The organism is Dongia mobilis, assembly GCF_004363235.1.
GTDB lineage: Bacteria > Pseudomonadota > Alphaproteobacteria > Dongiales > Dongiaceae > Dongia > Dongia mobilis.
This window is the reverse complement of the sequence record NZ_SNYW01000007.1, coordinates 174,572-200,855: the sequence shown is the minus strand read 5'-3', so window position 1 is coordinate 200,855 and position 26,284 is coordinate 174,572. Positions and strand designations below refer to the sequence as shown.

Annotated in this window: 30 protein-coding genes; 15 read left to right on the top strand and 15 right to left on the bottom strand. The window is 64.1% G+C overall.

Annotated elements, in window-relative coordinates; genetic code table 11:
• Positions 1–234: 234 nt before the first annotated feature.
• From A8950_RS06665 to A8950_RS06655, 3 genes are all read right to left on the bottom strand, one after another.
• Complete coding sequence (locus A8950_RS06665; RefSeq protein WP_166645029.1) at positions 235–1,533, bottom strand: tyrosine-type recombinase/integrase; 1,299 nt, start codon at positions 1,531–1,533, stop codon at positions 235–237.
• Between the two features lie 270 nt (positions 1,534–1,803).
• Entirely contained in the window at positions 1,804–2,232 is a 429-nt protein-coding gene (locus A8950_RS06660; protein ID WP_133612858.1) for a cupin domain-containing protein, read from the bottom strand.
• Between the two features lie 20 nt (positions 2,233–2,252).
• A complete protein-coding gene (locus A8950_RS06655; RefSeq protein WP_133612857.1) occupies positions 2,253–2,501 on the bottom strand; it encodes a ParB N-terminal domain-containing protein in 249 nt (82 codons plus the stop codon).
• 118 nt (positions 2,502–2,619) lie between these two features.
• Between A8950_RS06655 and A8950_RS06650 the strand changes: the two genes are divergently transcribed.
• The 3 genes from A8950_RS06650 to A8950_RS06640 are packed head-to-tail and all read left to right on the top strand — an operon-like array spanning position 2,620 to position 4,748.
• Positions 2,620–3,018, top strand: coding sequence for a nuclear transport factor 2 family protein (locus A8950_RS06650; RefSeq protein WP_133612856.1), 399 nt, complete (start codon positions 2,620–2,622; stop codon positions 3,016–3,018).
• A gap of 34 nt (positions 3,019–3,052) precedes the next feature.
• Positions 3,053–3,547, top strand: coding sequence for a DUF3828 domain-containing protein (locus tag A8950_RS06645; RefSeq protein ID WP_166645028.1), 495 nt, complete (start codon positions 3,053–3,055; stop codon positions 3,545–3,547).
• 4 nt (positions 3,548–3,551) lie between these two features.
• Positions 3,552–4,748, top strand: a complete 1,197-nt coding sequence (locus A8950_RS06640; protein ID WP_208109772.1) for an aminotransferase class V-fold PLP-dependent enzyme — start codon at positions 3,552–3,554, stop codon at positions 4,746–4,748.
• Positions 4,749–4,812: 64 nt separating this feature from the next.
• On the opposite strand, the gene A8950_RS06635 is transcribed toward A8950_RS06640, so the two are convergent.
• Positions 4,813–5,418, bottom strand: coding sequence for a TetR/AcrR family transcriptional regulator (locus tag A8950_RS06635; protein ID WP_133612854.1), 606 nt, complete (start codon positions 5,416–5,418; stop codon positions 4,813–4,815).
• 126 nt (positions 5,419–5,544) lie between these two features.
• On the opposite strand from A8950_RS06635, the gene A8950_RS06630 reads away from it, so the two are divergent.
• The 3 genes from A8950_RS06630 to A8950_RS06620 all read left to right on the top strand — a co-directional run bounded on the left by A8950_RS06630 (position 5,545) and on the right by A8950_RS06620 (position 8,141).
• On the top strand, positions 5,545–6,432 hold the full coding sequence (locus tag A8950_RS06630) for an NmrA family NAD(P)-binding protein (protein ID WP_133612853.1): 888 nt from the start codon (positions 5,545–5,547) through the stop codon (positions 6,430–6,432).
• Between the two features lie 80 nt (positions 6,433–6,512).
• A complete protein-coding gene (locus A8950_RS06625) occupies positions 6,513–7,604 on the top strand; it encodes an NAD(P)H-dependent flavin oxidoreductase (RefSeq protein ID WP_133612852.1) in 1,092 nt (363 codons plus the stop codon).
• A gap of 30 nt (positions 7,605–7,634) precedes the next feature.
• Positions 7,635–8,141, top strand: coding sequence for a PAS domain-containing protein (locus tag A8950_RS06620; protein WP_133612851.1), 507 nt, complete (start codon positions 7,635–7,637; stop codon positions 8,139–8,141).
• Positions 8,142–8,151: 10 nt separating this feature from the next.
• Here A8950_RS06620 and A8950_RS06615 read toward each other — a convergent pair whose 3' ends face one another.
• Positions 8,152–10,233: an elongation factor G gene (locus tag A8950_RS06615; protein ID WP_133612850.1), complete on the bottom strand. Its 2,082-nt coding sequence runs from the start codon at positions 10,231–10,233 to the stop codon at positions 8,152–8,154.
• A gap of 267 nt (positions 10,234–10,500) precedes the next feature.
• Here A8950_RS06615 and A8950_RS06610 point away from each other — a divergent pair, with 267 nt between their 5' ends.
• Positions 10,501–11,073: a TetR/AcrR family transcriptional regulator gene (locus tag A8950_RS06610; protein WP_133612849.1), complete on the top strand. Its 573-nt coding sequence runs from the start codon at positions 10,501–10,503 to the stop codon at positions 11,071–11,073.
• The gene (locus A8950_RS06605) at positions 11,070–12,041 is read left to right on the top strand and encodes a glycosyltransferase family 2 protein (RefSeq protein WP_133612848.1); all 972 of its coding nucleotides are present in this window, start codon (positions 11,070–11,072) and stop codon (positions 12,039–12,041) included. The genes A8950_RS06610 and A8950_RS06605 overlap by 4 nt, the downstream gene beginning before the upstream one ends.
• 9 nt (positions 12,042–12,050) lie before the next feature.
• Here A8950_RS06605 and A8950_RS06600 read toward each other — a convergent pair whose 3' ends face one another.
• Entirely contained in the window at positions 12,051–12,512 is a 462-nt protein-coding gene (locus tag A8950_RS06600) for a hypothetical protein (RefSeq protein WP_133612847.1), read from the bottom strand.
• Positions 12,513–12,653: 141 nt separating this feature from the next.
• On the opposite strand from A8950_RS06600, the gene A8950_RS06595 reads away from it, so the two are divergent.
• Positions 12,654–13,901, top strand: coding sequence for a D-amino acid dehydrogenase (locus A8950_RS06595; RefSeq protein ID WP_133612846.1), 1,248 nt, complete (start codon positions 12,654–12,656; stop codon positions 13,899–13,901).
• On the opposite strand, the gene A8950_RS06590 is transcribed toward A8950_RS06595, so the two are convergent.
• Positions 13,902–14,705 carry a maleate cis-trans isomerase family protein gene (locus A8950_RS06590; protein ID WP_208109771.1) on the bottom strand — a complete coding sequence of 268 codons (804 nt, stop codon included), beginning with the start codon at positions 14,703–14,705 and terminating at the stop codon, positions 13,902–13,904.
• A 147-nt stretch (positions 14,706–14,852) separates the two neighbouring features.
• Here A8950_RS06590 and A8950_RS06585 point away from each other — a divergent pair, with 147 nt between their 5' ends.
• Positions 14,853–15,479 (top strand): DUF4136 domain-containing protein, encoded by a 627-nt coding sequence (locus A8950_RS06585; protein ID WP_133612845.1) that lies wholly within the window; start codon positions 14,853–14,855, stop codon positions 15,477–15,479.
• A gap of 2 nt (positions 15,480–15,481) precedes the next feature.
• Here the strand turns inward: A8950_RS06585 and A8950_RS06580 are convergent, their stop codons facing one another.
• Positions 15,482–16,363, bottom strand: coding sequence for an AEC family transporter (locus A8950_RS06580; RefSeq protein ID WP_133612844.1), 882 nt, complete (start codon positions 16,361–16,363; stop codon positions 15,482–15,484).
• A 233-nt stretch (positions 16,364–16,596) separates the two neighbouring features.
• Here A8950_RS06580 and A8950_RS06575 point away from each other — a divergent pair, with 233 nt between their 5' ends.
• The 5 genes from A8950_RS06575 (at position 16,597) to A8950_RS06555 (ending at position 20,214) form a co-directional block, all read left to right on the top strand.
• The gene (locus tag A8950_RS06575) at positions 16,597–18,216 is read left to right on the top strand and encodes a 5-guanidino-2-oxopentanoate decarboxylase (protein ID WP_133612843.1); all 1,620 of its coding nucleotides are present in this window, start codon (positions 16,597–16,599) and stop codon (positions 18,214–18,216) included.
• Positions 18,213–18,638, top strand: a complete 426-nt coding sequence (locus A8950_RS06570; protein WP_133612842.1) for a VOC family protein — start codon at positions 18,213–18,215, stop codon at positions 18,636–18,638. The genes A8950_RS06575 and A8950_RS06570 overlap by 4 nt, the downstream gene beginning before the upstream one ends.
• 202 nt (positions 18,639–18,840) lie before the next feature.
• On the top strand, positions 18,841–19,113 hold the full coding sequence (locus tag A8950_RS06565) for a hypothetical protein (RefSeq protein ID WP_133612841.1): 273 nt from the start codon (positions 18,841–18,843) through the stop codon (positions 19,111–19,113).
• 169 nt (positions 19,114–19,282) lie between these two features.
• Positions 19,283–19,843 (top strand): tetratricopeptide repeat protein, encoded by a 561-nt coding sequence (locus tag A8950_RS06560; protein WP_133612840.1) that lies wholly within the window; start codon positions 19,283–19,285, stop codon positions 19,841–19,843.
• A gap of 20 nt (positions 19,844–19,863) precedes the next feature.
• Complete coding sequence (locus tag A8950_RS06555) at positions 19,864–20,214, top strand: cupin domain-containing protein (protein WP_133612839.1); 351 nt, start codon at positions 19,864–19,866, stop codon at positions 20,212–20,214.
• Between the two features lie 91 nt (positions 20,215–20,305).
• Here A8950_RS06555 and hisF read toward each other — a convergent pair whose 3' ends face one another.
• From hisF to A8950_RS06520, 7 genes are all read right to left on the bottom strand, one after another.
• Positions 20,306–21,067, bottom strand: a complete 762-nt coding sequence (hisF, locus tag A8950_RS06550; RefSeq protein WP_133612838.1) for an imidazole glycerol phosphate synthase subunit HisF — start codon at positions 21,065–21,067, stop codon at positions 20,306–20,308.
• Positions 21,068–21,083: 16 nt separating this feature from the next.
• Positions 21,084–21,698 carry an imidazole glycerol phosphate synthase subunit HisH gene (hisH, locus tag A8950_RS06545; protein ID WP_133612837.1) on the bottom strand — a complete coding sequence of 205 codons (615 nt, stop codon included), beginning with the start codon at positions 21,696–21,698 and terminating at the stop codon, positions 21,084–21,086.
• Between the two features lie 37 nt (positions 21,699–21,735).
• Positions 21,736–22,884, bottom strand: coding sequence for an N-acetyl sugar amidotransferase (locus A8950_RS06540; RefSeq protein WP_133612836.1), 1,149 nt, complete (start codon positions 22,882–22,884; stop codon positions 21,736–21,738).
• 10 nt (positions 22,885–22,894) lie between these two features.
• A complete protein-coding gene (gene pseB / locus A8950_RS06535) occupies positions 22,895–23,851 on the bottom strand; it encodes a UDP-N-acetylglucosamine 4,6-dehydratase (inverting) (protein WP_407644226.1) in 957 nt (318 codons plus the stop codon).
• 244 nt (positions 23,852–24,095) lie between these two features.
• The gene (locus A8950_RS06530; protein WP_133612834.1) at positions 24,096–24,977 is read right to left on the bottom strand and encodes an SMP-30/gluconolactonase/LRE family protein; all 882 of its coding nucleotides are present in this window, start codon (positions 24,975–24,977) and stop codon (positions 24,096–24,098) included.
• A gap of 158 nt (positions 24,978–25,135) precedes the next feature.
• The gene (locus A8950_RS06525) at positions 25,136–25,750 is read right to left on the bottom strand and encodes a sigma-70 family RNA polymerase sigma factor (RefSeq protein WP_133612833.1); all 615 of its coding nucleotides are present in this window, start codon (positions 25,748–25,750) and stop codon (positions 25,136–25,138) included.
• A gap of 245 nt (positions 25,751–25,995) precedes the next feature.
• On the bottom strand, positions 25,996–26,253 hold the full coding sequence (locus tag A8950_RS06520; RefSeq protein ID WP_133612832.1) for a hypothetical protein: 258 nt from the start codon (positions 26,251–26,253) through the stop codon (positions 25,996–25,998).
• Positions 26,254–26,284 lie beyond the last annotated feature (31 nt).

The following is a 26,284-nucleotide window of genomic DNA, read 5'->3' as shown; positions in this document are numbered from 1 at the left end:
TATCCCGAGGCGAATAAAGGACGCGAGCGCCGCAGCGGACGAATTTCGGCCCGCCGCCAGTCACCGCCCATTTTTCGAGCGTCTTCTTGGCGCAAGGCAGGCCAAAGTGTTCAGTGATGTATTGGGCGGCTCTATCGCGTGTCAGAAATTCCGGATTCACTGGAAGCTCCATGTAGAGTTTCCAGAGGCAAGCTGCCTCTGTAGGCAGTAAATACCGTCAAACGCGAAAATTCTTCACGAGGTTGGAGAAGTTTTTTTGAGAGCCGCCTTCTTGCGGCGCCTACTCCCACCATTCAAGGCATCGCGGATTTTGGCACCCACTTGATCCGCCGCCTGGGTCGCTTTTTTGTCGAGGACATGGGCATAGACAGTCAGCGTCGTCCTCGGATTTGCGTGCCCCATAATGGCCGCCACGGATGCCACATCATGACCTTCGGACAGGGCCAGAGATGCGACAGTATGTCGCGCATGGTACCGTACCTTTTCAGGCAGCTTGGCGCGGCGGCGCGCCTCGTTCCAGAGCTTCTTGGAGCCGAGAAAGTGCCCGTCGCCCCTGGTGGCGGGAAAGACATAAGGGCTATCGTTAACTCTGCTCTGCTTCTTCAGGATCGAGATAGCAGAAGGGGGTAACGGTCGAACGGAGTACCCCGTTTTGCTGTTCCGCACCCGAATGCATCGCGCCTTCAAATCCAATTCCTCCCAGCGGAGGCCCTCGATCTCCGCTGGGCGCGCGCCGGTGATCAACAGCAGCCGAAGGATGGTGATCCCGGCCCCATTCGCCCCCTCTTGCTCCATATCGCTGAGTGCCTGACCTAACTCCTTGATTTCCTCGGTCCGCAAGAAATCGAATCGCTTTCCGGCCTTAGGCTTTCTGGCCGCTGTCACAGGATTGATGGCAACAATTCGCTTCTCGATGGCAAAGCCATAGATGATGGAAAGATCGCTTGCGACCTTCCGGGCTGCACCTTCGCCACCCCGGACGCGGATTCGGCCCCGTTTCTTGGCGGATTCCCCATCCAGCTTCGTCTCGCCAGCAGTTACTCGCCTGATAAGGTCGTTCACATCGTCAACGGTCACTTCGCTGACTCGCTTACTGCCCAGGATGGGGACGACATGGTGACGCAATCTCGCCAGCGTGTAGCTGCGGGTTCGCTCCGCCATCGGTCTACCGGTTCGCTTACCGGTGGGTCGAATTTCTTCCCACAGGTCGATCAGCCCCGAGACTTTCATTTCCCGGCGCTTTGTCTGCCGGTCTGAGAGGGGGTCAACGCCTTGGCGCACTTCCGACAGCCGATCTTTGGCGATTTCGCGGGCCTTGTCCGGGGTCAACTCGCCCACTCGGCCAATTGCCATCCGCTTCTTGGCAACCGCCCGCCCGCCGCCATCGGGCCGATATTCCACGATATAGGAGGCGACCCCCGATGGCTGCACACGGATGCCGAAACCTTTCAGTTCGGAATCATAGACCGCGTAAGGCTTGTCTTGGGGGGTGAGGCTATCGACCGTTCTCTTGGTGATTTTGATCGTTGCCACGGCATTTCCGGCTCTATAATGTCGCCACCAAGTCGCCACGGCACGGAGAAATCAAGGGGATGCCGTCAAGCGACAGAGAACAAAAGAACATGAAATTTTATTATTTGTCAATATGTTATGCGGACGCATCAAATCCCAGCAAACACCGGAGAATGCCGACGCCACCTTTGCCAAGGTTGGGGTCGAGGGTTCGAATCCCTTCGCCCGCTCCAGTTTCTTCATTCCCCAAAATCAGCTTCAGCCAGCGCGCCTCCCGACCGGGCGTTCGGCTTATTCCTTCATTTCCACATTCTTCGCGCCCTTCGCGATGAAGTCGAAGACGAGGAGCTTCACCGGCTCGGTGCCGACATTGGTGCCCTTGTGCCATTGGCCGACCGCCTCGACCACCACGTCGCCCGGCTTGTAGACGACGCTTGTCCCCGCTTCGGTGTTGTCGACCTGGAGTGTCCCCTGCTGCACATAGGCGTAGCGCGGATAGGGATGGCGGTGTTCGGGGAGGATGGCACCCGGCGCGATCTCGTAGAGGGCCGCCACCATCTCGAGATCGCCATCCGGCATGCGGATCGGCTGGCCGGTCGCAGTCGCGCTGGCGGTGACGATGGGCGTGACGCTGATGGCTGGCTGTTCCTCGGCCAAGGCGGGGACAAGGACGGTCGGTGCGAAATACAGGCAGGCGGCGACCAGCAGAAGCTTGCGCATGATTTACTCTCCCCGGTGAACTAGCGTTTGGTCGGCTGCACGACATTGCAGGCGATCTGTGTCTCGCCCAGCGACTTCATGGCTTCGAGACGGTGGCGGCCGCTGACCAGCACGTGGCGGTTCTTGTCGGCGCGGACCAGGATCGGATCGAGCAGGCCCTTCTCGGCGATGTCGAGGGCGAGGCGCTCGACCTTCGCGGCATCAACCTCCTTGGCGCGCAGCGCCTGCGGCACATAGATGTCGTCGATCCCGATCTTGACGATTTTCATGACCCCTCCCGCGTGGCGACGCGCGACTATACCAGCCAACTGAAATCAAAGCATCTAGGCAAGACGGCGTGGCAAGGTCTAATCTCGCCCGAGATCTGGATTCTTCGCGAGGCGAGAGATGTTGCAGGCCGATGCCGGTTTTCAGGAGATCGTCGACGCCCTCAAGATTTATTTCGAGGGACTCTACCGGTCTGACACGCAGATGCTGGCCCAGGTGTTCCACCCCCAGGCGATCTATGCCTGCGCCAGCGAGGGCAAGCTGCTCCACATGAGCATGGACGAGTATTTCCCGGTGGTGGACAAGCGCCCGGCCCCGGGATCCCGCGGCGAACCCCGCGCCGACCGCATCCTCTCGATCGATTTCGCCGGCCCCGTCACCGCCATCGCCAAGGTCAACTGCGCGATCGGCCCCAGGGCCTTCACCGATCTCCTCACCTTCGTCAAGCTCGACGGGCGCTGGCAGATCATGGCGAAGGTCTTTCACTTCGATCTCCGGCCCGATCCCGGCCTGAGCTGAGCCGCCCCTCCATGGCCAATCAAGGAAGATGCGCATGACCCAGAGCATCACCCGCCGCGCCGCCAGCCTCGTCATCCTCGGCGCCGCCCTGCTGATGGGCGCCTGCGCCAGCCACGCGACCGCCGAGACGTCGAGCCCGCAGGAATTCCTTGCCGAGCTCTACGGACATTACGAAGGCAAGGGTGCCGGCGCCGGTCTCGATTACAGCAAGAGCGATGTGCTGCAGCGCTATTTCACGCCGGCGATGGTGGCGGCGATCGAGGCCGATTTCGACCAGGCAGCCGCGGCCGACGAGCCGCCGGCGCTCAACGGCGATCCCTTCGTGGGGTCGCAGGAATGGAACGTGACCCGGGTCGATATCGCCATCACCAAATCGACTACACCCGACGCGACCCAAGCCATCGTCAGCATCGAGAACATGGGAAGCACAAGCGAGGTGAAACTCGATCTCGCGCAGGTCGAAGGGACGTGGAAGATCGCCGATATCGATTGGGGCTATGACCGCCTGAGCGCCATCCTGGTGCCCTGAGGCAATGGCGGGCGTCGTGCTGGACCTCGACCGCATCCGCGCCGAAACGCCGGGCATCCTGGCGCATCCGGAGAGCGCCTATCTGCACAATGCCGGCGCCGCCCTGATGCCGAGAATCGTGCTCGACGCGCAGAAGAACCATCTCGACCTCGAGGCGGAAATCGGCGGCTATGCCGCGGCAGCCCGCGAGGCGGCGCGCCTCGGCGCGGTCTATGATTCGGTCGCCCGCCTCCTCAACGCGGCGCGGGACGAAGTGGCACTGGTCGAGAACGCGACGGTCGCCTGGCAGATGGCCTTCTATGGCCTGGCCCTGACCTTTCGGCCGGGCGACCGCATCCTCACCGCCCAGGCGGAATACGGCGCCAATTATGTCGCCATGCTGCAGGCGGCAAGGCGCAGCGGCGCGCTGATCGAGATCATCCCCAACGCCCCCAGCGGCGAGATCGACGTGGGGGCTCTCGCTGCCATGATCGACGGACGCGTGAAACTGATCGCCGTCACCTGGGTCCCCACCAATGGCGGCCTCGCCAACCCGGCGGCGGCGATCGGGCGCGTGGCGCGCGCCCACGACATTCCCTATCTGCTCGATGCCTGCCAGGCGGTCGGACAAATGGTAACGGATGTGGCGGCGCTGGGCTGCGACATGCTGTCGGCCACCGGGCGCAAATTCCTGCGCGGACCGCGCGGCAGCGGCTTCCTCTATGTGCGGCGGAGCTTCCTGGACCGGCTGGAGCCACCGATGATCGACCATCATGCCGCCCCCTGGGTGGCGCGCGATCGCTACCAATTGCGCGCCGATGCGCGCCGCTTCGAGAACTGGGAGAACAATTACGCGGCCCAGACCGGGCTGGGTGCCGCCATCGACTATGCGCTCGCGATCGGCCTCGATTTGATCGAGGCGCGCTGCAAGTCGCTGGCACGGAGGCTGCGCGAGGGGCTCGGCGCCATTGCCGGAGTGAAGCTGCGCGACCTCGGCAACGATCCCAGCGCCATTGTCAGCTTCAGCCATGAGCGCATTCCGGCGCATGAGATTGTCGCCACCGCCGGTCGCGCCGGCATCACCATCGGGTCGTCGGATCCGGATACCACAAGGCTCGATGCCGAGGCGCGGTCTCTGCCGGTCCTGGTTCGTGCCTCGCCGCATTACTACAACAGCGAGGCGGAGGTGGACCGCCTGGTCGATTGCATCGCCACCCTCTAGGTGACGTGACAGTCTATTTGTTGGGATATCTATCGGGCTGTTTATCGGGGGCGGACCACCCCGTTCAGGCCAGTTCCTGCATCGCCATGCGCTTGTAGGCCTCGATCACAGCATCGCCCTCGGCGCGCGGAAGCGAGACGGCAAGGCGCATCGCCTGCTCGCCCAGTACCATGATGGCGAGTGCCGCGGCCTCGATCCGGCGCCGGTTGCCCCGCGGCCGCACCTTCAGCATGGCGGCTGCGAGCAGTGCGGCATTGCCACGGCTCTCCGCCAGTTCAAAGGCGCGCAAACCAGGGTCGGCCATCATGCCGGACCAGACATCGCGCCGCACCGGCTCGGCCAGAAACGCCGCGTAATAGATGTCGATCAGGCGACCGAAGGCCGTGCGCAGGCTGTCGGCATCGCGCACGCCGCCCAATTCGTCCGCAATGCAGCGGCGTCCTTCCTCGTTGTAGCGCGCAGCCAGGGTGCGGATGATCGCCGCCTTGTCGGGAAAGAACTGATAGAGCGAGCCGATCGAGACGCCGGCTGTCTCTGCCACCTCGCTCATGCGCAGGGCGTCGCTGCCCTGCGCCGCGATGATCTCCACAGCCGCCGCCAGCATCTTCTCCACCCGCTCGCGGCTGCGTGCCTGGGATGGCGCCCGCCGCAATGCCGCCGACTCGCTCATGCCCCCTCGCTCCTCAATGCACGCCCCCGGGGCTGGTTGCCCGCCCGATTCCGGCTTGACGGGAATAATATGAGGGTTTATCACATTTATCAAATATGAGGGATGCTCATGTTAATGGAGGAAGCGATGCAGACCCAGCGCCCGATCCTGATCGTTGGCGGCACCGGCAAGACCGGCCGCCGGGTAACCGAGAGGCTGACGGCCCTTGGCCACCCGATTCTCGCCACGTCGCGCCGCGGCGACCTCCCCTTCGACTGGCAGGAAAGGGCGGGCTGGCCGGCCTTCTTTCGCAAGATGGCGCTGGCCGGTGCCCAATCCGCCTATGTCACCTATTCGCCAGATCTTGCCCTCCCCGGCGCGGACCAGGCGATCGCCGCCTTCATGGGCGCTGCCGTGGGGGCAGGCATCCGCCACATCGTCCTGCTGTCGGGGCGCGGCGAGCCCGAGGCGCAGACATGCGAGGCGATCGTGCAGGCGAGCGGTGCACACTGGACCATCCTGCGTGCCAACTGGTTCATGCAGAATTTCAGCGAGACCTTCGTGGCCGAAGGGCTGCGCGCGGGCGAATTGCTGCTGCCCGCAGGCGCTGTGCCGGAACCCTTCATCGATGCAGAGGACATTGCCGAGGTTGCCGCGGCAGCGCTTCTCGGGATCGGCCATTGGGGCAGGATCTATGAACTCTCGGGCCCGCGCGCCCTCACCTTCGCCGAGGCCGTGGCCGAGATTGCGACCGCGAGCGGGCGCGACCTACGCTATCGGGAAGTGCCGGTCGATGCCTTTGCCAAATCGCTTGCGGAAGCAGGCCTGCCGGCAGAGATGGTGGCATTGGTGCGCTACCTCTTCACCACCGTGCTGGACGGCCGCAACGCTGCGCCAACCCAGGGTGTGCAGCAGGCCCTCGGTCGGCAGCCCCGGGACTTTGCCGACTACGCCCGCAAGGCTGCTGCACAAGGTGCATGGACACTGGAGGAGGAGCGACGCGCATCCCCGGCCCTGCAGGGGGCGCAGATCTGACCCGAGATCGGCGCGCTAGCCTGCCGCAGCTCGACCGCCTAGCCTCTCCGCAGCAGATGGCCAGGCAGGAGTGACGCAACATGTGGGCAGACCGACGCATTCTCGACCTCTTCGGCATCGAGTTGCCGATCATCCAGGCGCCAATGGCGGGGCCCTGCTTTGCCGATATCGCCATTGCGGTATCGGAGGCCGGCGGCCTTGGTTCGCTGCCCACGGCGACCCTGTCGCCGGAGGAGGCGCGGAGCGAATTGCAGATCATCCGCCAGCAGACGGGCCGGCCCTTCAACGTCAATTTCTTCTGCCATCGGGAGCCAAGGCCCGATCCAGTGCGCGAGGCCGGCTGGCGCAAGACGCTGGCACCCTATTACCGCGAGCTTGGCCTCGATCCCGACAAGCCCAACGCACCGGACGATCGCGCGCCGTTCAATGACGCGCTCTGCCGCCTGGTCGAGGAATTCAGGCCCGCTGTGGTCAGCTTCCATTTCGGCCTGCCCGGGCAACCACTGCTCGACCGCGTGCGCGCCACCGGCGCCAGGATCATCTCCTCCGCCACTACCGTAGCCGAAGCACGCCGGCTGGAGGATCAGGGTTGCGACGCCATCATCGCGCAAGGAGCCGAGGCCGGCGGCCATCGCGGCATTTTCCTGAGCGACGACGTGCTGCGCGATGCGGCAAGCCAGCCCGGAACCTTTGCTCTCGTCCCGCAGGTGGTGGATGCCGTCAAGGTGCCCGTGATCGCTGCCGGCGGCATTGCAGATGCGCGCGGCATCGTTGCAGCGCTGGCCCTGGGGGCCAGCGCCGTGCAGATCGGCACTGCCTATCTCTTCACGCCGGAAGCGCGGATCAGCGCGGCGCATCGTGCTGCCTTGGGCAAGGCCCAGGATGATGGTACCGCCCTCACAAACGTATTCACCGGCCGGCCGGCGCGCGGCCTCGTCAACCGGGTGATGCGCGAGGTAGGGCCGATCACGCGCGCAGCCCCGGCCTTCCCCACGGCGGGTGCCGCATTGGCGCCACTGAAGAAGGCGGCGGCAGCCGATTTCGGCTCACTCTGGTCCGGCCAGGCGGCGGCGCTGGCGAAGGGGCGCAATCTCGGGGCCGCCGATCTGACGCGCGCCCTCGCCGCCGAGGCCCAGCGCCTGCGCGACAACCTGCTGCGGGCCCGATCCTAGCCCAGCTTGCCGGAAGCATGCGGCTGAGGCATGCTGGCGCCGATGACGGATTCCGCGAAACCCGGCCCAAACATCGCGGCCTTGCTGGCACATTGGCAGGCGCTGGGCGGCGGGTCGGCGCCGACCCGCGCGCAGTTCGACCCGATGGCAGTGCCGCGCCTGCTGCCCCACATATACGTCGTCGAGTTCGAGACCAGGCCCTTCCGCGTGCGCTACCGACTGACCGGGACCAAGGCGGACGAGTGGAACGGCTTCAACATTACCGGCCGCTATATCGACGAATTCCTGGTCGACGACAAGTTCGGTGCCAATCGCATCCTGCTCGACACCTACGAAACGGCGTGGAGAACCGGGCAACCCGCCATCGCAACCTATCACTGGCCGACGCGGACCGGGTTCATGGTATCGGTCGGCTTCGGCGTCTTTCCGCTCACCGTCAACGGTATCGTCGCCCAGGCCCTGGCGATCGAGGATATCGGAACGGCACCCAAGGCCGATGAATGGGTGCCGTTCGAGGATCCGGCGAAGAAAACCTAGCGCCGATTCGCTAGGCCGCCCCACGCTGCGGCATGGCCGCCTGGCGCTCGCTAACCACCTTGTCGGCGAGGCGGCCGGACAGTTCCTGCAGGTGGTCGAATCGGCAGGCGAAATTACCGATGCCCAGCGTCAACGAGCGCAACTCGATGATCATGTCGTGAAGCTCGGATTGCGGCACCAGAGCCTCGACCACCTCCCAGCCTGACCAATCCTCCTTGGCCTGGAAATTGAGGATCTGGCCGCGGCGCCCTGTTACCAGATTGTGGACCCTGGCCGTGAACTCGGCCGGCGCCGAGACCTCGACCGCGAAAATTGGCTCCAGCAGGACTGGATTGCATTGCGGCAGCGCCTCCTGCATGGCCTGGCGCGCCACCGTCTTGAAGGCCATGTCGGACGAATCGACCGAATGATACTGGCCATCGAACAGGGCCACGGCGACATCGACCACGGTAAAGCCCAGGGGCCCCCGCTGCAGGGCCTCCCGCGCCCCCTCCTCGACCGAACCGATGAACTGGCGCGGCACGGCACCACCCACCACACGGTCATGGAATTCGAAACCAGTACCGCGGGCCAGCGGCCAGATCTCGATATGGATATCGGCGAACTGCCCGTGGCCGCCCGATTGGCGCTTGAAGCGGGAATGCTGCTTGGTGCCCTGGCGGATCGTCTCCTTATAGGCGATCTGCGGTCGGCGATGCTTCATCGGCAGGCCGAAGCGGCCTTTTAGCCGGTCGAACGCGATGGCAAGGTGAATCTCGCCCTGGCCGGCAAGGAGCAATTCATGCGTATCGGCATCGTTGGTAAATCTGAGCGAGGGATCCTCCTCGCAAAGTTTGGCCAGGGCGGCTGTGAGTTTAACCTCGTCGGCCCGGTTCTCGGCATCGATGGCCAGTGAAAAGAGCGGCTCCAGCGGCTTCGGCCAGGCGAAATCGCCGGCACCGCGGCCGGAAGCGGTCAGCAGATCGCCGGTCTTCGCCTCCTCCATACGCGCCAGCGCCACCACCTCGCCGATTTCCGCCTGCGGGACCTTGTCGAAGCCATTGCCCTTCGGCTTGAGTACCCCGGCGACGCGGATGCCGTTCAGCACGGCACCCTCCTGCACCCGTCCACCCAGAATGCGGGCAAGCGAGAGCTTGCCGGCATGGGGCTGGTGGTAGGTCTTGAAGACCAGCGTTGCCGCGTCGTGGGGAGATATGCCGAGCCGCGCAGCCAATGCTTCCGGTCCCGGCACTTCGTGCCGCAGCGCCTTGAGGAGCCGCCGCACGCCGCCGTCGCGCTCCGCTTCGCCAAGCAGCACCGGCACGATGAGATCGGCGGCGAGGTCCTTGGCCAGCTGCTGATAGACTTCCTCCTTCGGCGGAATCGCGTCGCTGAGGATTTCCTCCATGAGGTGATCGTCGAAATCGGCCAGGGTTTCGAGCAGCTTGTTGCGGGCCTCCTGCTCGCGCGGCAGCATCTCCTCCGGCATCTTGACGAGGTCGGATTCCTGGCCGGGGTGGTACTTGTAGGCGCGTTCGCTCACCAGGTCGACATAGCCGGTCACCTCGTCGCCCTGCTTGCCGCTCTCGCGGATCGGCACCTGGCGCAGCACCAGGGGGCGGCTGGACACCGCCTGCAGCGCGTCCAGCATCTCGCGCACGCGGTGGCTCGCCACGTCCATCTTGTTGATGAAGAGAATATGCGGGATCTGGTGGTCGTCGAGGAATTTGAAGATCGGCGCCAGCATCAGCGCCTTGTCGACCAGCGGTTCGGCCACGACGATGGCAACGTCTGCCGCCAGCAGTGCATTGCGGGTCTCCTGCGCCAGTTCGACCGAGCCGGGACAATCCAGGAAGCACCATTTCTCGCCAAGATATTCCGTCGCGGCAGCCGTGACTTCGACCGACATCCGCCGCGCCTTGGCCTCTGGCGCCGAATCCGAGACCATGCTGCCATCCTTAGCATTGCCCTTTCTGGGGATGGCGCCGGTGGCGTAGAGCAGGCTCTCCATCAGCGTGGTCTTGCCGCTCAAATAGGGTCCGACCAGCGCCGCGCAACGTGGCGCGCCGGATACTCTGCCGTTCTGTTGGGCTCCGTTGGCTGGATTAGCCATGTCGACCTCCCTTTCCCGTCGCGGGGCGCGACTGTTTGCCGTTGCCGCCGCACGAACGCGGCAATCGGCGTTCACCTGGGACATTTGGCTCAAGAGGTCCGGTCTTCTTTGCTGGGCCGGTCGCCCAAGTCTTTCAAGGCAGGGCGGGGCTGGCAAGGCCAAAGGCATGCATTGCAGCGCAATATGAAGGTCTGGCATGCTGACGCTTGGCACCGAATTCCCGATCGGGCATGATGTGAACGATTGTTCACGGGGCGAGGGGAAAAAATGGCGCGCGGATTGGCGACACGCGACCGCATTCGCAGGGCCGCACTGGAATTGTTCGTGGCCAAGGGCGTCATCGGCACATCGGTCCGCGACATCGCCGCCCGGGCCGAGATTGCCGAAGGCGGGCTCTATCGCCATTACGCCTCAAAGGAAGACCTTGCCTGGAAGCTGTTTTCCGAGAACTACGCGGCGCTGGCCAGGGATCTGCAGGCAATCATCAAGAGTGAACCGGATTTCCGCCACCGCCTCACGGCAATGATCGCCCGCTTCTGCCGTTTCTTTGACGAAGAGCCATTGATGTTCCGCTTCCTGCTGTTGACCCAGCACCAGGAACTGCCCAAGCTGAAGGCAAAGTCGCAATCACCGGTCCAGGCCCTGCGCGGTCTTATTGCGGAAGCAGCCAGAAAGGACGAGATCGCCTGCAGCGACGTCGACCTTGCCACGGCACAGATCCTTGGACTGGTGCTGCAGCCGGCAACCTTCATGGTCTATGGCCTGGTCCCGCCCGGCATGCAGCGTATCGAGAACGAGACCGTCGCTGCCTGCCTCAAGATTTCCGGAGCGAAAACATGACCGACGCAGCGGCCGCGATATCGATCGCCGTAATCATCCCCTGCTACAATGAGGAAGTGGCGATCAGCCATGTCGTGGCCGGATTCCGCGCCGCCCTGCCGGGTGCCGCGATCCATGTCTTCGACAACAATTCGAAGGACCGCACCATTGCCGTGGCGCAAGAGGCGGGTGCCTTCGTTCACCGGGTCAGCGCGCAGGGAAAAGGCCATGTGGTACGGCGCATGTTCGCCGATGTCGAGGCCGATATCTATGTTCTGGTCGACGGCGATGACACCTACGACCCGAAAAGTGCGCCTCGCATGATCGACAAGCTGATCGCCGAACAGCTCGACATGGTGGTGGGAACGCGGGTGAGCGACGAGAAGACCGCGTACCGGCCCGGCCACCGGTTTGGCAATGCCATGCTGACCGGCATGGTGGCCCTCATCTTCGGCCAGGCCTTTACCGACATCTTATCCGGCTACCGCATCTTCTCGCGCCGCTTCGCGAAGAGCTTTCCGGCTACTTCCGGCGGTTTCGAGATCGAGACCGAACTCACCGTCCATGCGCTGCAGCTGGTGATGCCCTGCGGCGAGGTCGAGACGCCCTATGGCAGCCGGCGCGAAGGCTCGCTGTCCAAGCTGAACACCTATCGCGATGGCTGGCGCATCCTGATGACAATCCAGCAATTGCTGCGTTTCGAGATGCCGCTGCGCTTCTTCTCGATCGTGGCGGGTGTTCTCGCCGGCACATCGATCCTGCTTGGCATCCCGCTGCTGATCGAGTTCATCGAATCCGGGCTGGTGCCGCGGGTGCCGACCGCCATCCTTGCCACCGGGCTGATGCTGATCGCCGCACTTTCGCTGGCCAGCGGCTTCATCCTCGACAATGTGACGCGCGGGCGGCGGGAGTTGCGCCACCTGTTCTATCTGCGCAACCCCGGACCGCTTGCCGACCGGCGCAAGGAACGGCGGCCGGACGCGCAGTAGCAGCCGGCCTTACGGAAGCGGGCAGACCAGATCCTTGTTGGCCTGGTCGACATCGACCTTGTAGCGCGGGCGGTTGGCACATTCGGTGGTGTAGAGAGCGGCGAGTGCGTTGTATTCGGATACCGCCTGATTGAGGGCCGGACGCGTATCGCTCTGGATGAGATCGCGCAACGCGTTTTCCTGGTTGATCAACCCCTTCAGTATCTCCTGCCCCGTCAAATCCTGTGGGTCGAGCGTGCGGCGCCTCTCGACGATCTGGGCGGAAAGGGCGGCCAGCTGCGCACCGCGCTCGTCCAGCATGGCGCGGCGCGTCTCGATCTCGGTCCGTTTGGCGGCCAGTTCCAGGTCCATGCAGATGCAGCCCCGGATCTCCTCCACGGTGAGGGCGCCTTTGGACTGTGCCATGGCCGGAACGGCAGCGATGCCAAGAACGGCCGCCATGACAGCCATGCGGGTGATCGATCCAGTCATGCCGGAATATCCTGCCTTTCCAACTCGCCTGTTGCCGTCGTGAGTTTCTAGGGACTTATCGTCTAGGTCCGATTTATGGCAATGTTGCGGCCGATTGCACACAAAAATCATGAAACCGGACAGGATCGAGGCAGGGCTGGCATGAAGATTGTCGTTCTGGGCGCGGGGCTGCTGGGCGTCACCAGCGCCTATTACCTGGCCAAGGAAGGTCATGAGGTGACGGTGATCGACCGCCGCCCGGAACCGGCGCGGGAAACCTCGTTCGCCAATGCAGGGCTGGTGACGCCGGGGCATGCCTCGTCCTGGGCCAGCCCCCGGGCGCCGTTCATCCTGCTGAAGTCGCTCTGGCGCAACGATACCTCGCTGCGCTACCGGCTGAAACTCGACCCGCGCATGTGGCTGTGGAGCCTGCAGTTCCTGCGGAACTGCACCCAGGCCCGCAACCGGGCGGCGACCCTGGCCAAGATGAAGCTGTGCGTCTATTCCAAGGACGAGACCAACCGCATCGGCTTGACCGAGAACCTGCAATGGGACCGTATCGCCAAGGGGGCACTCTATCTCTACAGCGATGCCGCCCATTTCCGAGAGGGTCGGGAGAACATGCGCTTCCTGGCCGACCAAGGCGTCGTTAGCGAAGTGCTTGACGTCGACCAGTTGATCGCGCTGGAGCCCGCCTTCGCCAGGGCCCGCGACAAACTGGTGGGGGCAGTCCATACGCGCGACGACGAATCTGGCGACGCGCGCAAATTCACCATGGGCCTCGCCACGCGCTGCCAGGAGATGGGTGTTGCCTTCCGCTTCGGCGAAACCATCCAGGAAATCGACGTCACCGGCAGGCGCGTCACCAGGATCGCAACCGACAAGGCCAGCATTACCGGCGATGCGTTCGTGCTGGCGCTGGGCTCCTATGCGCCACTGCTGGCGCGCAAGATCGGTCTCAGCCTGCCGATCTTCCCGGTAAAGGGCTATTCGGTGACACTGCCGGTCGCTGATCCTGCCCAGGCGCCGACTATCGGCGGCGTGCATGAAGACCATCTGGTCGCCTTCTCGCGCCTTGGCGATCGCCTGCGCCTAACCGCGACCGCCGATTTTGCCGGCTATGACACCGAGTTCCAGCCGGGCCACTTCGCCCATATGCTGCGCGTCGCGCGCGAGATGTTCCCGGAGGCCGCCCTCTACGACCGGCCGGATTACTGGGCCTGCCTGCGGCCGATGACCCCCGACGGACCGCCGATCATGGGGGAATCGCCCATCGCTAATCTTTGGCTCAATGTCGGCCACGGGCATATGGGCTGGACCATGGCCTGCGGTTCGTCCCGGATCGTGGTAGACCGCATGGCCGGCCGCAAGCCCGCGATCGACGACACGCCGTTCAGATATGGGCGATGACTATACCCGGAACAACCGGCCCCAACCCTCGATCGGCTCGCTGATGCCGGCAAGACGCAGGCAGTGCCAGGCCATGGCGTGGTTGGAAGATGTCACCGGCTTGCCCAGTTCCTGCTCCAGCGCCTCCGCGATGCCGGCCACGCGCAGCGAGGTGCAGGAGACGAAGACGGCGTCTACCGCCGGATGGCGACCTATTTCGAGAGCGGCATCGTAAATGGAACGGGTCGAGATGCGCGCGACCTCGTTGTCATCCTCGTGGTTGAAAGAACCCACCACCGGCACGGCGACGCCACGCGGCTCGAGGTAATCCTTGAAGCGCCGGTTGACGCTGTCGATATAGGGCGTCAGCAGCGCGATGCGACGGGCGCCGAGCGCCCGCAACGCCGCCTGCAGCGCGGTGATAGGCGTCGTGCATTTGACGCCGGGCCTCGCCTCGCGGATGCGCTCGAAAACATTCTCCTCGCCGATCACGACCGAGGCCGAGGTGCAGCCATAGGCCACCACGTCGAGGGGTATGCCCGGCAGGATGACGCGCGCCGCCCCTGCCAACCCCTGCTCCATGGCAGCAAGGGTTACGGGATTTATCTCGGCCGCATTCTCGATGCGGGTGGCATAGAAGGCCACCCCCGGCAGGCGCAACAATTGCCTGAACTCATGCTCAAGGGTGTGGTCGGTTGCCAGAACGACGAGGCCGATGCGAGCCCTCGCCGCAACACCCTCATCCAGTTCGAAGGGCAGATGCGTGCGGTTCACCAGCAGGTTCTGATCCTGGCTTGAGTTCTGGACCGCCTCCACCATCGCCATGGCAACCTCCCCGCTTTTTCCAGTCGACTGCCATGCCAATCCGGCATGGGAAAATCGTATCCATGACCATATGATGGCGAAGGGACGCAACCAAGGCAATCACCGCCTGTTGTGTCAACTTGCCAGCGCCTTAGCCGGGACCGCCACATGCCAGCTGCCAGCCGAACCCTTGTCGCCCTCCTTTTCCTGGCGCTCGCCACCGCGCCGGCCGCGGCGCAGGAGGATATCGACGGCTCGGACGCCGCCGCCGATACCGGCCAGGAGAACGGCCCAGCCACCCTGGCCGTGATCGAGGCAGTCAGCTATGGCACCATCCCGCCCGGCAGCCGGCTGGTGACGCAGCCCGAGACGCAGGGCGAGATGGACGATGCCGCCTGGCGCCTGGTGAATGAGGACCTTCCTGCACGGGGCTATCAGATCGGCAGTGACGGCGATCTGGTCCTGACCGTCGCAACACAGTTGGTCGAGCGGCTTTCGACCGACCAGGCCAACACCGGTCCGGGGCCGAACAGCGCGGTGGCGGAGGGCATGCAGTTCAGCACGGCGCAGCAGACCCTGCTGAACCCGCGCCAGCCGGTCAACCGCAGCGACCGGGTCTTTCGCGTAGCCGTCAGCATCTATGACCGGACGAGCGGCGGCTTCGTTTGGCGCGGCTCGGCCGAACGCCTCGACGCGGAAACCGAGCCCAGCGCAGCCCTGCGCGCAATGCTGCCGGCCCTGCTCGACCATATCGGCGAGAATGCCAGCGGCGTCGCCGTGCCCCTGCAGCCCTGAGATCAGAGCACCAGGTAAAGCAGCACCGGCAGCGTAACGAAGGAGAGCGCCGTGGTGATCACCACCATCGAGGCGACATCGGCCGGCTCGCGGTTGTAGTACTGGGCGAACAGATAGTTGAAGACGGCGACCGGCATGGTGCTCTGGATCATCAGCACGCCGATGGCGAGATCCGAGGCACCCGAGAACCAGCCGACCAGAAAGCCGATGGCCGCACCGCCTGCCAGCCGGACCAATGACAGCAGCAGGTTGCGGGGCAGACGCGTAACGCGCAGCTGCGCCAGGGATACGCCGAGAGCCAGCAGCATCAATGGGATGGTCAGGCCGCCCAGCAGTTGCAGGGTGTTGCCGACATAGGGCGGGACCTTTATTCCGCTTGCAAGGAAAAAGATGGCGATGGCGATGGCATAGATCATCGGCATGCGCGCCAGACGAAGGAGGCTGAAACTGCCGGCCGCCAGCGACATGCCGATGGTGAACTGGCTGGTGATCGAGATGGCGAAGAACACCACGGCGAAGGCGAGGCCTTCGTCACCGAAGGCAAAGAGCGCCAGCGGCAGGCCCATATTGCCGGTATTGGGAAACATCAGTGCCGGCAAATAGGAGTGATTGGGTAGTTTCATGATGCGGAGTACGACGACCCCCAGCACTGCGAAGCCGAGAAAACACAAGGCGGTCAGCCCTGCCATCTGGATGAGTGCGCCGCTTTCCAGGTGGATCCGCGTCAGCGCATCGGCGGTCAGCGCCGGCGTACCGATATTGGTGACCAGCTGCGTGATGAATCGGTTGTCGAAACCCTGGCCGGATCTCGCCCAGTAGAAGCCGATCGCCGGAACCACCAGCACGGGCAGGATGATGGCTGCCAATTGATTGACAAGGTCCATGGACGCCGAGGTTCCGATGCGGCAGGTTGCGGGTTGTCGTATTCCTTACCTGCAAGGTGAAGGAGAGGGCGAGAAAAACCGAGCGCAAGGGGCGCATGGCCGCCCGCGCATGGCGCATATGGACCCGATCAGCCGAGTTGGGCGATTGCCGCGCCGCGCTCCAATCGGATAAGTTCCGGATTATTGGACAAACGTCCAATAACATCGAAAGGCGATCATTTTCAGGGGATGTCATGAGCACCGAGAGAGCCAGGAACCCGAAGACCAGCAACCAGATCGGCGGCCATGCCGCGGTGGCGCTGTTGGAGACCTATGGCGTCGACACAGTCTTCGGCATTCCCGGGGTTCACACGCTCGATCTCTATCGCGGCCTTGCCGAGCTTGGCATGCGACATGTAGGCGTACGCCACGAGCAGGGAGCGGGCTTCATGGCCGACGGCTATGCGCGGGCCAGCGGAAGGCCGGGGGTATGCTGCCTGATCACCGGACCGGGACTGATGAACGCGGCGACGCCGATCGGCCAGGCCTATTCCGATTCCGTGCCCATGCTGGTCCTGGCCAGCGTCAATGCCAGCGGCGATCTCGGCAAGGGGCGTGGGCGGCTTCATGAAATCAGCGACCAGCGCGCCGCCATCGCACCGCTCGCCGGACTTGCCAGAACCGTGCGCGCGGCAGAAGAACTGCCCGGTGCCATAGCCGATGCCTTTGCCCTGTTCGAAACGCAACGGCCGCGGCCGGCGGTGTTGGAATTCACCCTAGACATGCTGGCTGCACCGGCAGAGGTCAGCGGCGCCCGGCGCGAGCGCAAGGCAAGGCCGGTGGCCGGAGCCGAGGATATTGCGCGCGCCGCAGCACTGGTCGATGCTGCCCGCTTCCCGGTCGTCCTTGCCGGTGGCGGCACGGTGGATGCAGCCGACGAACTCAAGGCCTTCGTCGAGAAATCGGGGGCACTCTGTGTCACCACGACGGCCGGCAAGGGCGTGCTGCCCGACAGCCATCCGCAGACCCTTTCCGGCACGCTGGCCCTGTCGCCCACGCAGAAGGTGCTGGGCGACGCCGACCTCGTCATCGCCCTCGGCACCGAGATGGCCGAGACCGATTCCTGGTGCGAGCGCCTGCCGATCAACGGCAAGCTGATCCGGGTCGACCTCGACGCCCATACGCTCACCCGCGACTATCCACCGACGATCGGCCTGCTGGCTGATGCAAAGCCCGTTCTGGCCGCCCTGACCGCCGCCATCAAGCCCGGCCGCCAGCCGGATCTTGCCCGCGCCAAAGCGGTGCGCGAGGCGAATGCCGGAGATCTGGATCAGCAGCAGCAGAAGCATGTGAAGGTACTGATGGCGGTGCGTGCCGGCCTCGCCCCCGATGCGATCGTGGTCAGCGACATGACCCAGATCGCCTATACTGCCAATGTAACTTTTCCGCTGGAACGGCCGCGCTGCTGGTTCCACCCCAACGGTTTCGGCACGCTGGGCTATGCCATGCCGGCGGCGATCGGCGCCAAGCTCGCCTGTCCCGCGCGCGAGGTCATCGCCATCGCCGGCGATGGCGGCTTCCTCTTCACGGTGCAGGACCTGGCAACGGCGGTCGAGCTTGGCCTCGCCTTGCCGATCCTGGTCTGGAACAATGACGCCTTCGGCCAGATCGCGCTGGGCATGAACGAGCGCGACATTCCGGAACTGGGCGTCAAGCCGAAGAACCCCGATTTCCAGGCCCTGGCCAAATCCTTCCACGCCCGCACCGAAAAGCCGGGCAGCCTCGCCGAACTCACCGATGCGATCCGGCGCGCCTTCAAGGCCGACGGTCCGACCCTTATCGAGGTGCATGAGCAGGCGGATTACCTGACGTGAAGCCGCGAATCAGCGTCCTTACCCTTGCGGTTGCCGATCTTGGCCGGGCGCTCGCCTTCTACCGCGATGGCCTCGGGCTAGCGACTGACGGCATCATCGGCAGCGCATTCGAACATGGTGCGGTCGCTTTTTTTCGCCTCAACGATCATCTGGTCCTGGCCCTTTATCCGCGGGCCTCGCTGGCCCACGAGGCCCGGGTGGCGGCAACCGCCTCCGTCACCGGGGCCGTTGCCATCGGCCACAATGTCGCGAGCCGCGCCGAGGTGGATCAGGTAATGGCGGAAGCAGCCGCTGCAGGCGCCGTCATCACGGACCCGGCCCGGGACCGGTTCTGGGGCGGCTATGGCGGCCATTTCACCGATCCCGACGGTCATCTCTGGGAAGTGGCCTGGAATCCGGACTGGGTACTGGCGGAGAATTGAGATGGCTCGGCAAATTCTGCCTATCCGCCGCGCTGGCCCGGAATCCGATTCCGGCACGGCGTTAACATCTCCTTGAGAAGATTCGGCTTTCATACCCTACGACTCGCGAACGAGGCCGCTGTGCCCCCAATATCCGGTAGGGCGGCCACAATGGCACGGGCCTTGCTGGTACGGGCAGGCCAACCGTTCAAAGGAGATGGTTATGGAGACCGCTGTGGTGCAGAAGCACGTAACGGCGCTCCCCCCCGGGAGCGATGAGGAACAGCGCAAGCTGTGCTTCGAGATGTTCAACGAATATTGGGCCGACGCCGTAGGCAAGGGAATTCCCTTCGACACGGTGGGAACGATGTCGATCGCGGCAGCCCTGTTCGCCCTGGTTGCCAAGCACGGACCGGAGACGACTGCCGAGTTCGTCCAGGACCTCGCCAAGAGCGTATTGCAGGACGAGTTCACTTCGCAGAAGCGGGCGAACTGAGCCGACCCGGCCAGCACGATCAGAGTCACCCGCCGCGACGCCTTGCCGCGCCGCCGGTATTTCGCCGGCGCAATCGGTTGTGATCGCGGTCACGCAGCCCATTGAGCGGCTGCCGGATTCCCTGCCCGCCGGGTTGCGCGCGCGGGCTGAATCGGCAATTCTCCGAGCCATGTCGCTTGCTCGTATCCTGGCGCGGTCGCGCGCCGCCCTCACCCTTGCCGCCATACCCCTTCTGGTCGCGGCCGGCCTGATCCTGTCCATGCCGCCGGTATGGGCGGCACCCGAGGACATCGAGGAAATCCACCGGCTCGAACTCGAAGGGCGCAAGGTCGACGCCTATCTGCGCCTGCTGGAACTGGCGCCGAAGGGCGATCCGTGGACGCAATGGAAGCTTGCGGGGTATTACCAATACGGCTATGCCGCTCCGGCCAATTTCATGAAAGCGCTGGAATGGTATGAACGCGCGGCGCGGCAGGGCAATGTCGATGCCATGCTGGGTGCCGCCATCCTGCTGGATCCTGCCTTCAGCCAGGCGGCCAGCGTGCCGAAGGACCGGGCAAGATCCTTTACCTGGCTCAGCATTGCCGCCACCAAGCTCACCAAGCCCGACGAGATCGAGGTGGTGAAGGGGCTGCGCGACAAGCTGAAGCGCGAGATGTCGACCGCGGAATTGAACAAGGCCCTCGGCGAAGCCATGGCCTTCCAGCCGGTGCCGGAACCGCAGCAATAATCACCAGTCAGGAGCAAGTCATGATCAAGCGCCTCGTCAATGCCGGCGGCCTTCCCTCCGCCGATCTCGAGGATTGGGGCAAGGTAGCGGTGCCGATCGGCGAACCGGTGGCGCAATTGCGCGGCACCTCGCCCACCGAGAAGGGGAAGGAGCCGGATTTCGGCATCTGGGAATGTTCCCCGGGAAAGTGGCAGCGGCAGATTAAGAATGCCGAATTCGCCCACTTTGTCGCCGGTCGTTGCACGTTCCACGCCGAAAACGGCCAGGTGATCGACATCAGCGCCGGCGACGCGCTCTATTTCCCGGCCAATTCCATGGGCGTCTGGGAAATCCACGAAACGGTGCGGAAAACCTACATCCTGCTGCCCTGAGGCGCGGGGCTGTCGTGGGTTCCCGGTTCGGCCTGCGGCTCGGCCGTTAACCGGACGCTGGCGTTCCGGCGAGGCTGACGTCCGGGAGGCGTCACACCCGCACGTGGAAGCCCTGGTCTTTCAGGAATTGCTTGGCCTCGCGCGGGGTCTGCTCGGTGAAATGGAAGATGCTGGCGGCCGCCACGGCATCCGCCTTGCCCTCCCTGAGAACCTCCGCCATGTGCTGGTAATTGCCGCAGCCGCCGGAGGCGATGACCGGAATCTTCACCGCATCCACCACGGCACGGGTGAGCGCGACGTCATAGCCCTCGAATGTGCCGTCGCGATCGATCGAGGTGAGCAGGATTTCGCCCGCCCCCAGCGCTTCCGCCTCGCGCGCCCATGCAACCGGATCACGGCCGGTCGGCTGCTTTCCGCAATGGCTCATCACCTCGAGGCGACCGTCGTCGTGGCGCTTCACGTCGATGGAAACCACGATACATTGCGAGCCATAGCGAATGGCGCCGTCGCGAATAAGGTCCGGACTGGCGAGCGCCCCAGTATTGACCGCGACCTTGTCGGCGCCGACCGCCAGCAACGCGCCGATATGGTCCGGCGTGCGCACGCCGCCACCCACCGTCATCGGCATGAAGCATTCGTCGGCCAGTTCGTCTATCTGCGCAAAATCCGGGGCGCGGCCGTCGGGGGTGGCGCGGATGTCGAGGAAGACCAGTTCATCGACCTCGCGCATGTTGTAGACCTTGATCGCCTGCAGGGCACTGCCGGTGCGGCGCCAGGAATCGAAACCAACGCCCTTGACCAATCCGACATCGCGGAAGAGCAGGGTCGGCATGACGCGGATCTTGACGGTCATCGCTGCGCCGCCCCCATCAGAGCGCCAGGAAGTTGCGCAGCAGGCGGAACCCCGCCTTCTGGCTCTTCTCGGGATGGAACTGCACCCCCATCAGGTGGTCCCGCTGCACGGCGGCGACGAAGCCACCATAGGAAGGACACGTGGCCAGCACATGCTCCGGCGCACAATCGTACCAGTAGGAATGCACGAAGTAGAAATCGGTGCCCGCAGGCAAGTCGCGCCACAGGGCGGCATCAGCCCGAGGATGCGCCTCGTTCCAGCCCATATGCGGGATTCGCTCGCCGGCCTGGGTAGATTTCAGGGGCACGATCTCGCCCGGCACCAGGTCAAGCCCGTCGGTCAAGCCGAATTCGTGGCTGCGCGTCGCCATCAGTTGCATGCCGAGGCAGATACCGAGGAAGGGCAATTGCCGCCGGGCCAGGAGGTTGCGCAGACAGGCGGCCAGGCCCTTCTGATTGAGGGATTGCATCGCTGCCGCAAACGAGCCCACCCCCGGCAGGATAATTCGGTCAGCGGCCTCCACGACGCGCGGGTCGTCGGTTACCACCGGCTTGCCGCCCAGTTCCTCCATCGCCCGGCGGATGGAATCGAGATTGCAGACGCCGGAATTGACGATGACAACGCTGCTCATGGTTCGATACTCATGGCCCAGCGCTTCCCCGCATCATTCAACTGTTGTCGATGTCGATCTTCTGCAGATTGCCGTGGCGATCCTTCAGCAGCTTGCCCTGGTTGTCACATCTGAACAGCTTCTTGTTGGTCCAGCGATCGCAGATCTCGACGAATTCCTCGACCGTCATGTCGAGCGGCGCCAGGATGTCCTCGATCCGCTTGCCGAGATAAGTCCAGGGGAACTTGCCGTCATGGCGCTGCACCAAAGCGAGGCCGTCGGCACGGCTGAGGCGACCGCGACGGATGTGGTTGCAGGCGATGTCGGTGGCGCGACCGAAACCGTATTTCAGGAACTTGAAATAGTCGTGCAGGCCCATCTGGTGGTTGTCGAGGTTCTCGTAATTGGCAAGCGCCCCCTCCACCATGGTGGGGAAGGTTTCGAACCCGTAGCCCTGGGCGAAGAGCGCGTTGCGATAGCCATCCCACGGAAAATAGTAGCCAAGGAAGATGCCGGTGACACCAACCCGCGCCAGATCCTCGTCGCTAGGATAGGTGTACTGGATGAGATCGCGCCGTTCGATGCCGATCTGGCCGACGAGGTCGGAGACGCGCAGGCCGAGCAGTCCGCCGAATTCCTCGAGCCAGCGCCGGTCGAGCACGTTCTTCTGCGTCGACGCCGCCGGTCCGCCATATTCATGCTGCGGGTTCTCGCCCCAGACGATCAGGCGAACGTTGTGCTGCACGGCAATGCGCACCGGCACGGTGAAAATGGTAACGTGTTCCGGCCAGGAGATGTCGCCAACCGTCTCCAGCGTGAAGCGGTTGATGCGCCGGCGCACGACCGGGTTGGTCGTCACCTCAATGTAATCGACACCCAGCTTCTTGATATTCTCGATGTTGCGCCGGCCGATATCGGAAAGGTCGTCGGTCGTTGCCGTGACGCAGAGCGGGTTCATGCCGACTTCGAGCAGGCGCAGCAGCTGGTAGGTGCTGTCCTTGCCGCCCGAGACCGGCACGATGCAGTCATAATTGCTGCCGTCGGTACTGCGGTACTTCTTGACGACCTCGAGGAATTCCTGCTTGCGCTTGTCCCAGTCGACCTCGGCCCGGAAGGCATAATTCAGACAGGCATTGCAGACCCCGTGCTCGTCGAACCAAAGATCGGGCTTGGTTTCCGGATAGAGGCAGCTCTTGCAATAGCGCATGGGGCAAACCTTACAGCATCTTCATCAGCGAAGCGGCATCCAGCCATTGCGTGTTGCTGTCGCTCGAGAAGCGGAAGCCTTCCTTCACGGGCTTGGCCCCGTCCTTGGCGAAGGAGCGCCGCTCCCAGAAGGCGAAATTCGGCTCGATCACATAGCGGTCGTCCAGTTCCACCGTGGTGCGGCTGTCATCCTCGGTGATCATCACCTCGTGCAGCTTCTCGCCCGGGCGGATGCCGACGATCTTGTGCGGGATTCCGGGCGCCAGGCAATCGGCAAGGTCGGTCACCTTCATGGAGGGGATCTTCGGCACGAAAATCTCGCCGCCGCGCATGATCTGCATGGAGGACAGCACGAAGGCGACACCCTGGTCGAGGGTGATCCAGAACCGGGTCATGCGCTCGTCCGTGATGGGGATTTCCTTGGCACCCTTGGCGACCATGTCGCGGAAGACCGGCACTACGGAGCCGCGCGAACCGATCACATTGCCATAGCGCACCACGGCGAAGATCGGGTCGTGACCGCCGGAGAGCGAATTGGCGGCAATGAAGATCTTGTCGGAGGCGAGCTTTGAGGCGCCGTAGAGATTGACCGGGTTGGCCGCCTTGTCGGTCGAGAGGGCGACGACGCGCTTCACCTTGTTCTTGATCGCCGCCTGGACCACATTCTCGGCACCGATGACGTTGGTGTGGATGCATTCGAACGGGTTGTATTCCGCCGCCGGCACCTGCTTGAGCGCAGCGGCATGGACGATGACATCGACGTCGCGGGTCGCCATGTCGAGGCGGGTACCGTCGCGGACATCGCCAATGAAATAGCGCAGCGCCGGATATTTCTCCTGCGAGAGGTCCTGCTGCATTTCCCACTGCTTCAGCTCGTCGCGCGAAAAGACAATCAGGCGCTTCGGCTTCCAATCTGCGAGTACGCGGCGAATGAACGCCTTGCCGAAGGAGCCCGTCCCGCCGGTCACGAGGATTGATTTCCCATTGAGGTCGGGAAGCGCCGAATCAAACATGTCGCCAGGGCCTTGTCAGAATTTGGAAACCAAGAGCGTTTCCAAGTGATTTCAAATAGATGGGAGAGAAGACTGCCGGTCTTGCCGCAATGCCACGTGGCGCAATCCCGACGGATCAGGGGGTTATCAGCAGGCCGCCGCCTCTGTCAACGTCCGCCTGACGCCGCTGGTTGCCGCACCAGCACCCGGCCGACCGGCCCTAACCCACCCCGAAGACCGGTTCCGGCAACCCGCGATGGCCGGTCCGGGCGGCAAACAGCCCGCCCGCCAGGGGAAACTGGGCAAGGGCGGCCTGATCCATATCGACCGTCGCCGTGGTGACATAAAGGGTGTCCAGATCGTCACCGGCGAAGGCGCAGGAGGTAACCAGCGGGCATGGCAGTTCCAGCTTGAAATCGAGCTTGCCGGCGGGCGTGAAGCGGCTGACCCCGGCGCCGCCCCACTGGCAGATCCAGACATGGTCATCGGCATCGACCGTCATGCCGTCCGGCATGCCTTCGGCCTCGGGGAAGGTCACGAATTCGCGCCTCTCGCCGATGCGGCCGCTGGCCGGATCAAGGTCGTAGGCATAGACCTTGCGCATCATCGTGTCGGCGAAATAAAGGATGCGCCCATCGCGGCTGAAGGCCGGGCCGTTGCCGCAGGCCGAGCCGCGATCCTGGATCACGCTGTGGCCGTCGGCATCCAGCCGGTAGATCCCGCCCAAGGGCTCTGTCTCCTGCACATCCGAGGTGCAGAGCCAGAGGCGGCCCTGACGGTCGACCTTGCCGTCATTGAACATGGTGATTTCCTGGCGGTCATTGGGATCGACCCAGCGGGTGAGCCGCCGCGATGCCATGTCGAGCTTGAAGACGCCTTCGCGACCGCTGAGGACAAAACCGTCCCTGGCGCGCACCAGTGTGCCCATAGGGGTGCCGAGTTCGGGCCGCCAGCTTTCGGCCGCCCCGGTCGCCGGGTCGTAGATGTGCACGGCCGGCGCCTTGAGATCGAGCCAGTAGATTCGGCATTCGCCGGGATGCCACAGGACGGATTCGCCCAGAACAGCGCGCGTCTTCACGACGCATTGAAGATCCACGGACATGGCGCCCTTTCCCTTCCAGATTTCATCGCTGCCGGCAGAGTGCCGCCAAAGCAGGCGTTATGGCAACGGGAAGCCGCCGCCCTGCCCGACATAAAATGCCGCCCCGACCGGGATCGGGGCGGCTTGGTGCGATAATGACCGGATTGGGGCGTGTAGCTTCAGCCCGCGGCCCGCAATTCCTCGATCATCCTGAGGATGGGCACGGCGCACCGACGCGCCTGGCGGGGCGCCGAGACGGGCAACGCGACATCGCCTGCCAGCATGCGCTCGAGTTCGCGCCTTGCGCGGGCAAGGCGTGACCGGATGGTGCCGATGGGGCAGCTGCAGATGGTGGCCGCCTCCTCATAGGACAAGTCCTGGCCAACCACCAGGGCGAGCACCTCCTGCTGGTCCGGGTTGAGGGTGCCGATGGCCCGGAACAACTCTTTGAGCACCAGACGGTGCTCCTGATTGGGCGCCGTGCTGGCCAGGTTCGGCAGCAAATCATCATCGATCTCGACCAGGCGCGCGCGATGGCCGGCGCGCAGGTTGTTGATGTGCAGATTGCGCATGATGGTGAAAAGCCAGGCCTTCAGATTGGTGCCGGGCGTGAACAGCTCCTGCCGGGTCAGCGCCCGCAGGATGGTATCCTGCACCAGATCGTCAGCCGTCTGCCGGTTGCGGGTCAACATGACGGCGAAGGCCGTCAGGGCTGGAATCTTGGCCACCAGCTGGTCCCGGAAGGATTCGCCGGGCAAAGTTTCGTTCTGGAACGTATCGGCCTTCGGTTGCATGGTTTCTTTCCTTTCGGTCGGTTCCAAAGCTCTCGGTTCCGGGTCAACCAGCCATCAACCCCAATGCGGGCTGGCCCAATGCGGGCTCGATGACCGGGCGTCCCGGAGCGCCATAACGCTGAGGCAAAGATGGCGGGGGAAGGACCCGAAGCCGAGCGACAAGACCGGGCGTAAACTGTGACCCGCACCGCCAATTACAGGACCAATGTCCCAAATCGGGGTCGAGCTGTGACAATTTCCGCAGTTTAATTATGGTCTTTCAGTTTGCCGCGATTCGGCCAGTGGCGAATGAGATCGATCAGCGCCTCGCGCGGTGCGGCGGCACTGGCATCCGCCAGTTTGTGCATTTGGCGCTCAAGCCAGAGATCAAAGGCGGGGGAGGAGTGAAGCGAGACAATTTCGGCACCGCCGGTCCCGCCATCCGGTCGCTTGTTCGGCGCCCTCTCGCGCCCGGGAACATGCCCATTTCGCAGGTCGCCCGGGCCGTTTCGTTTGTCAGTCATGGCAGTCCCAACTCCGACCCCTAACCTTTGG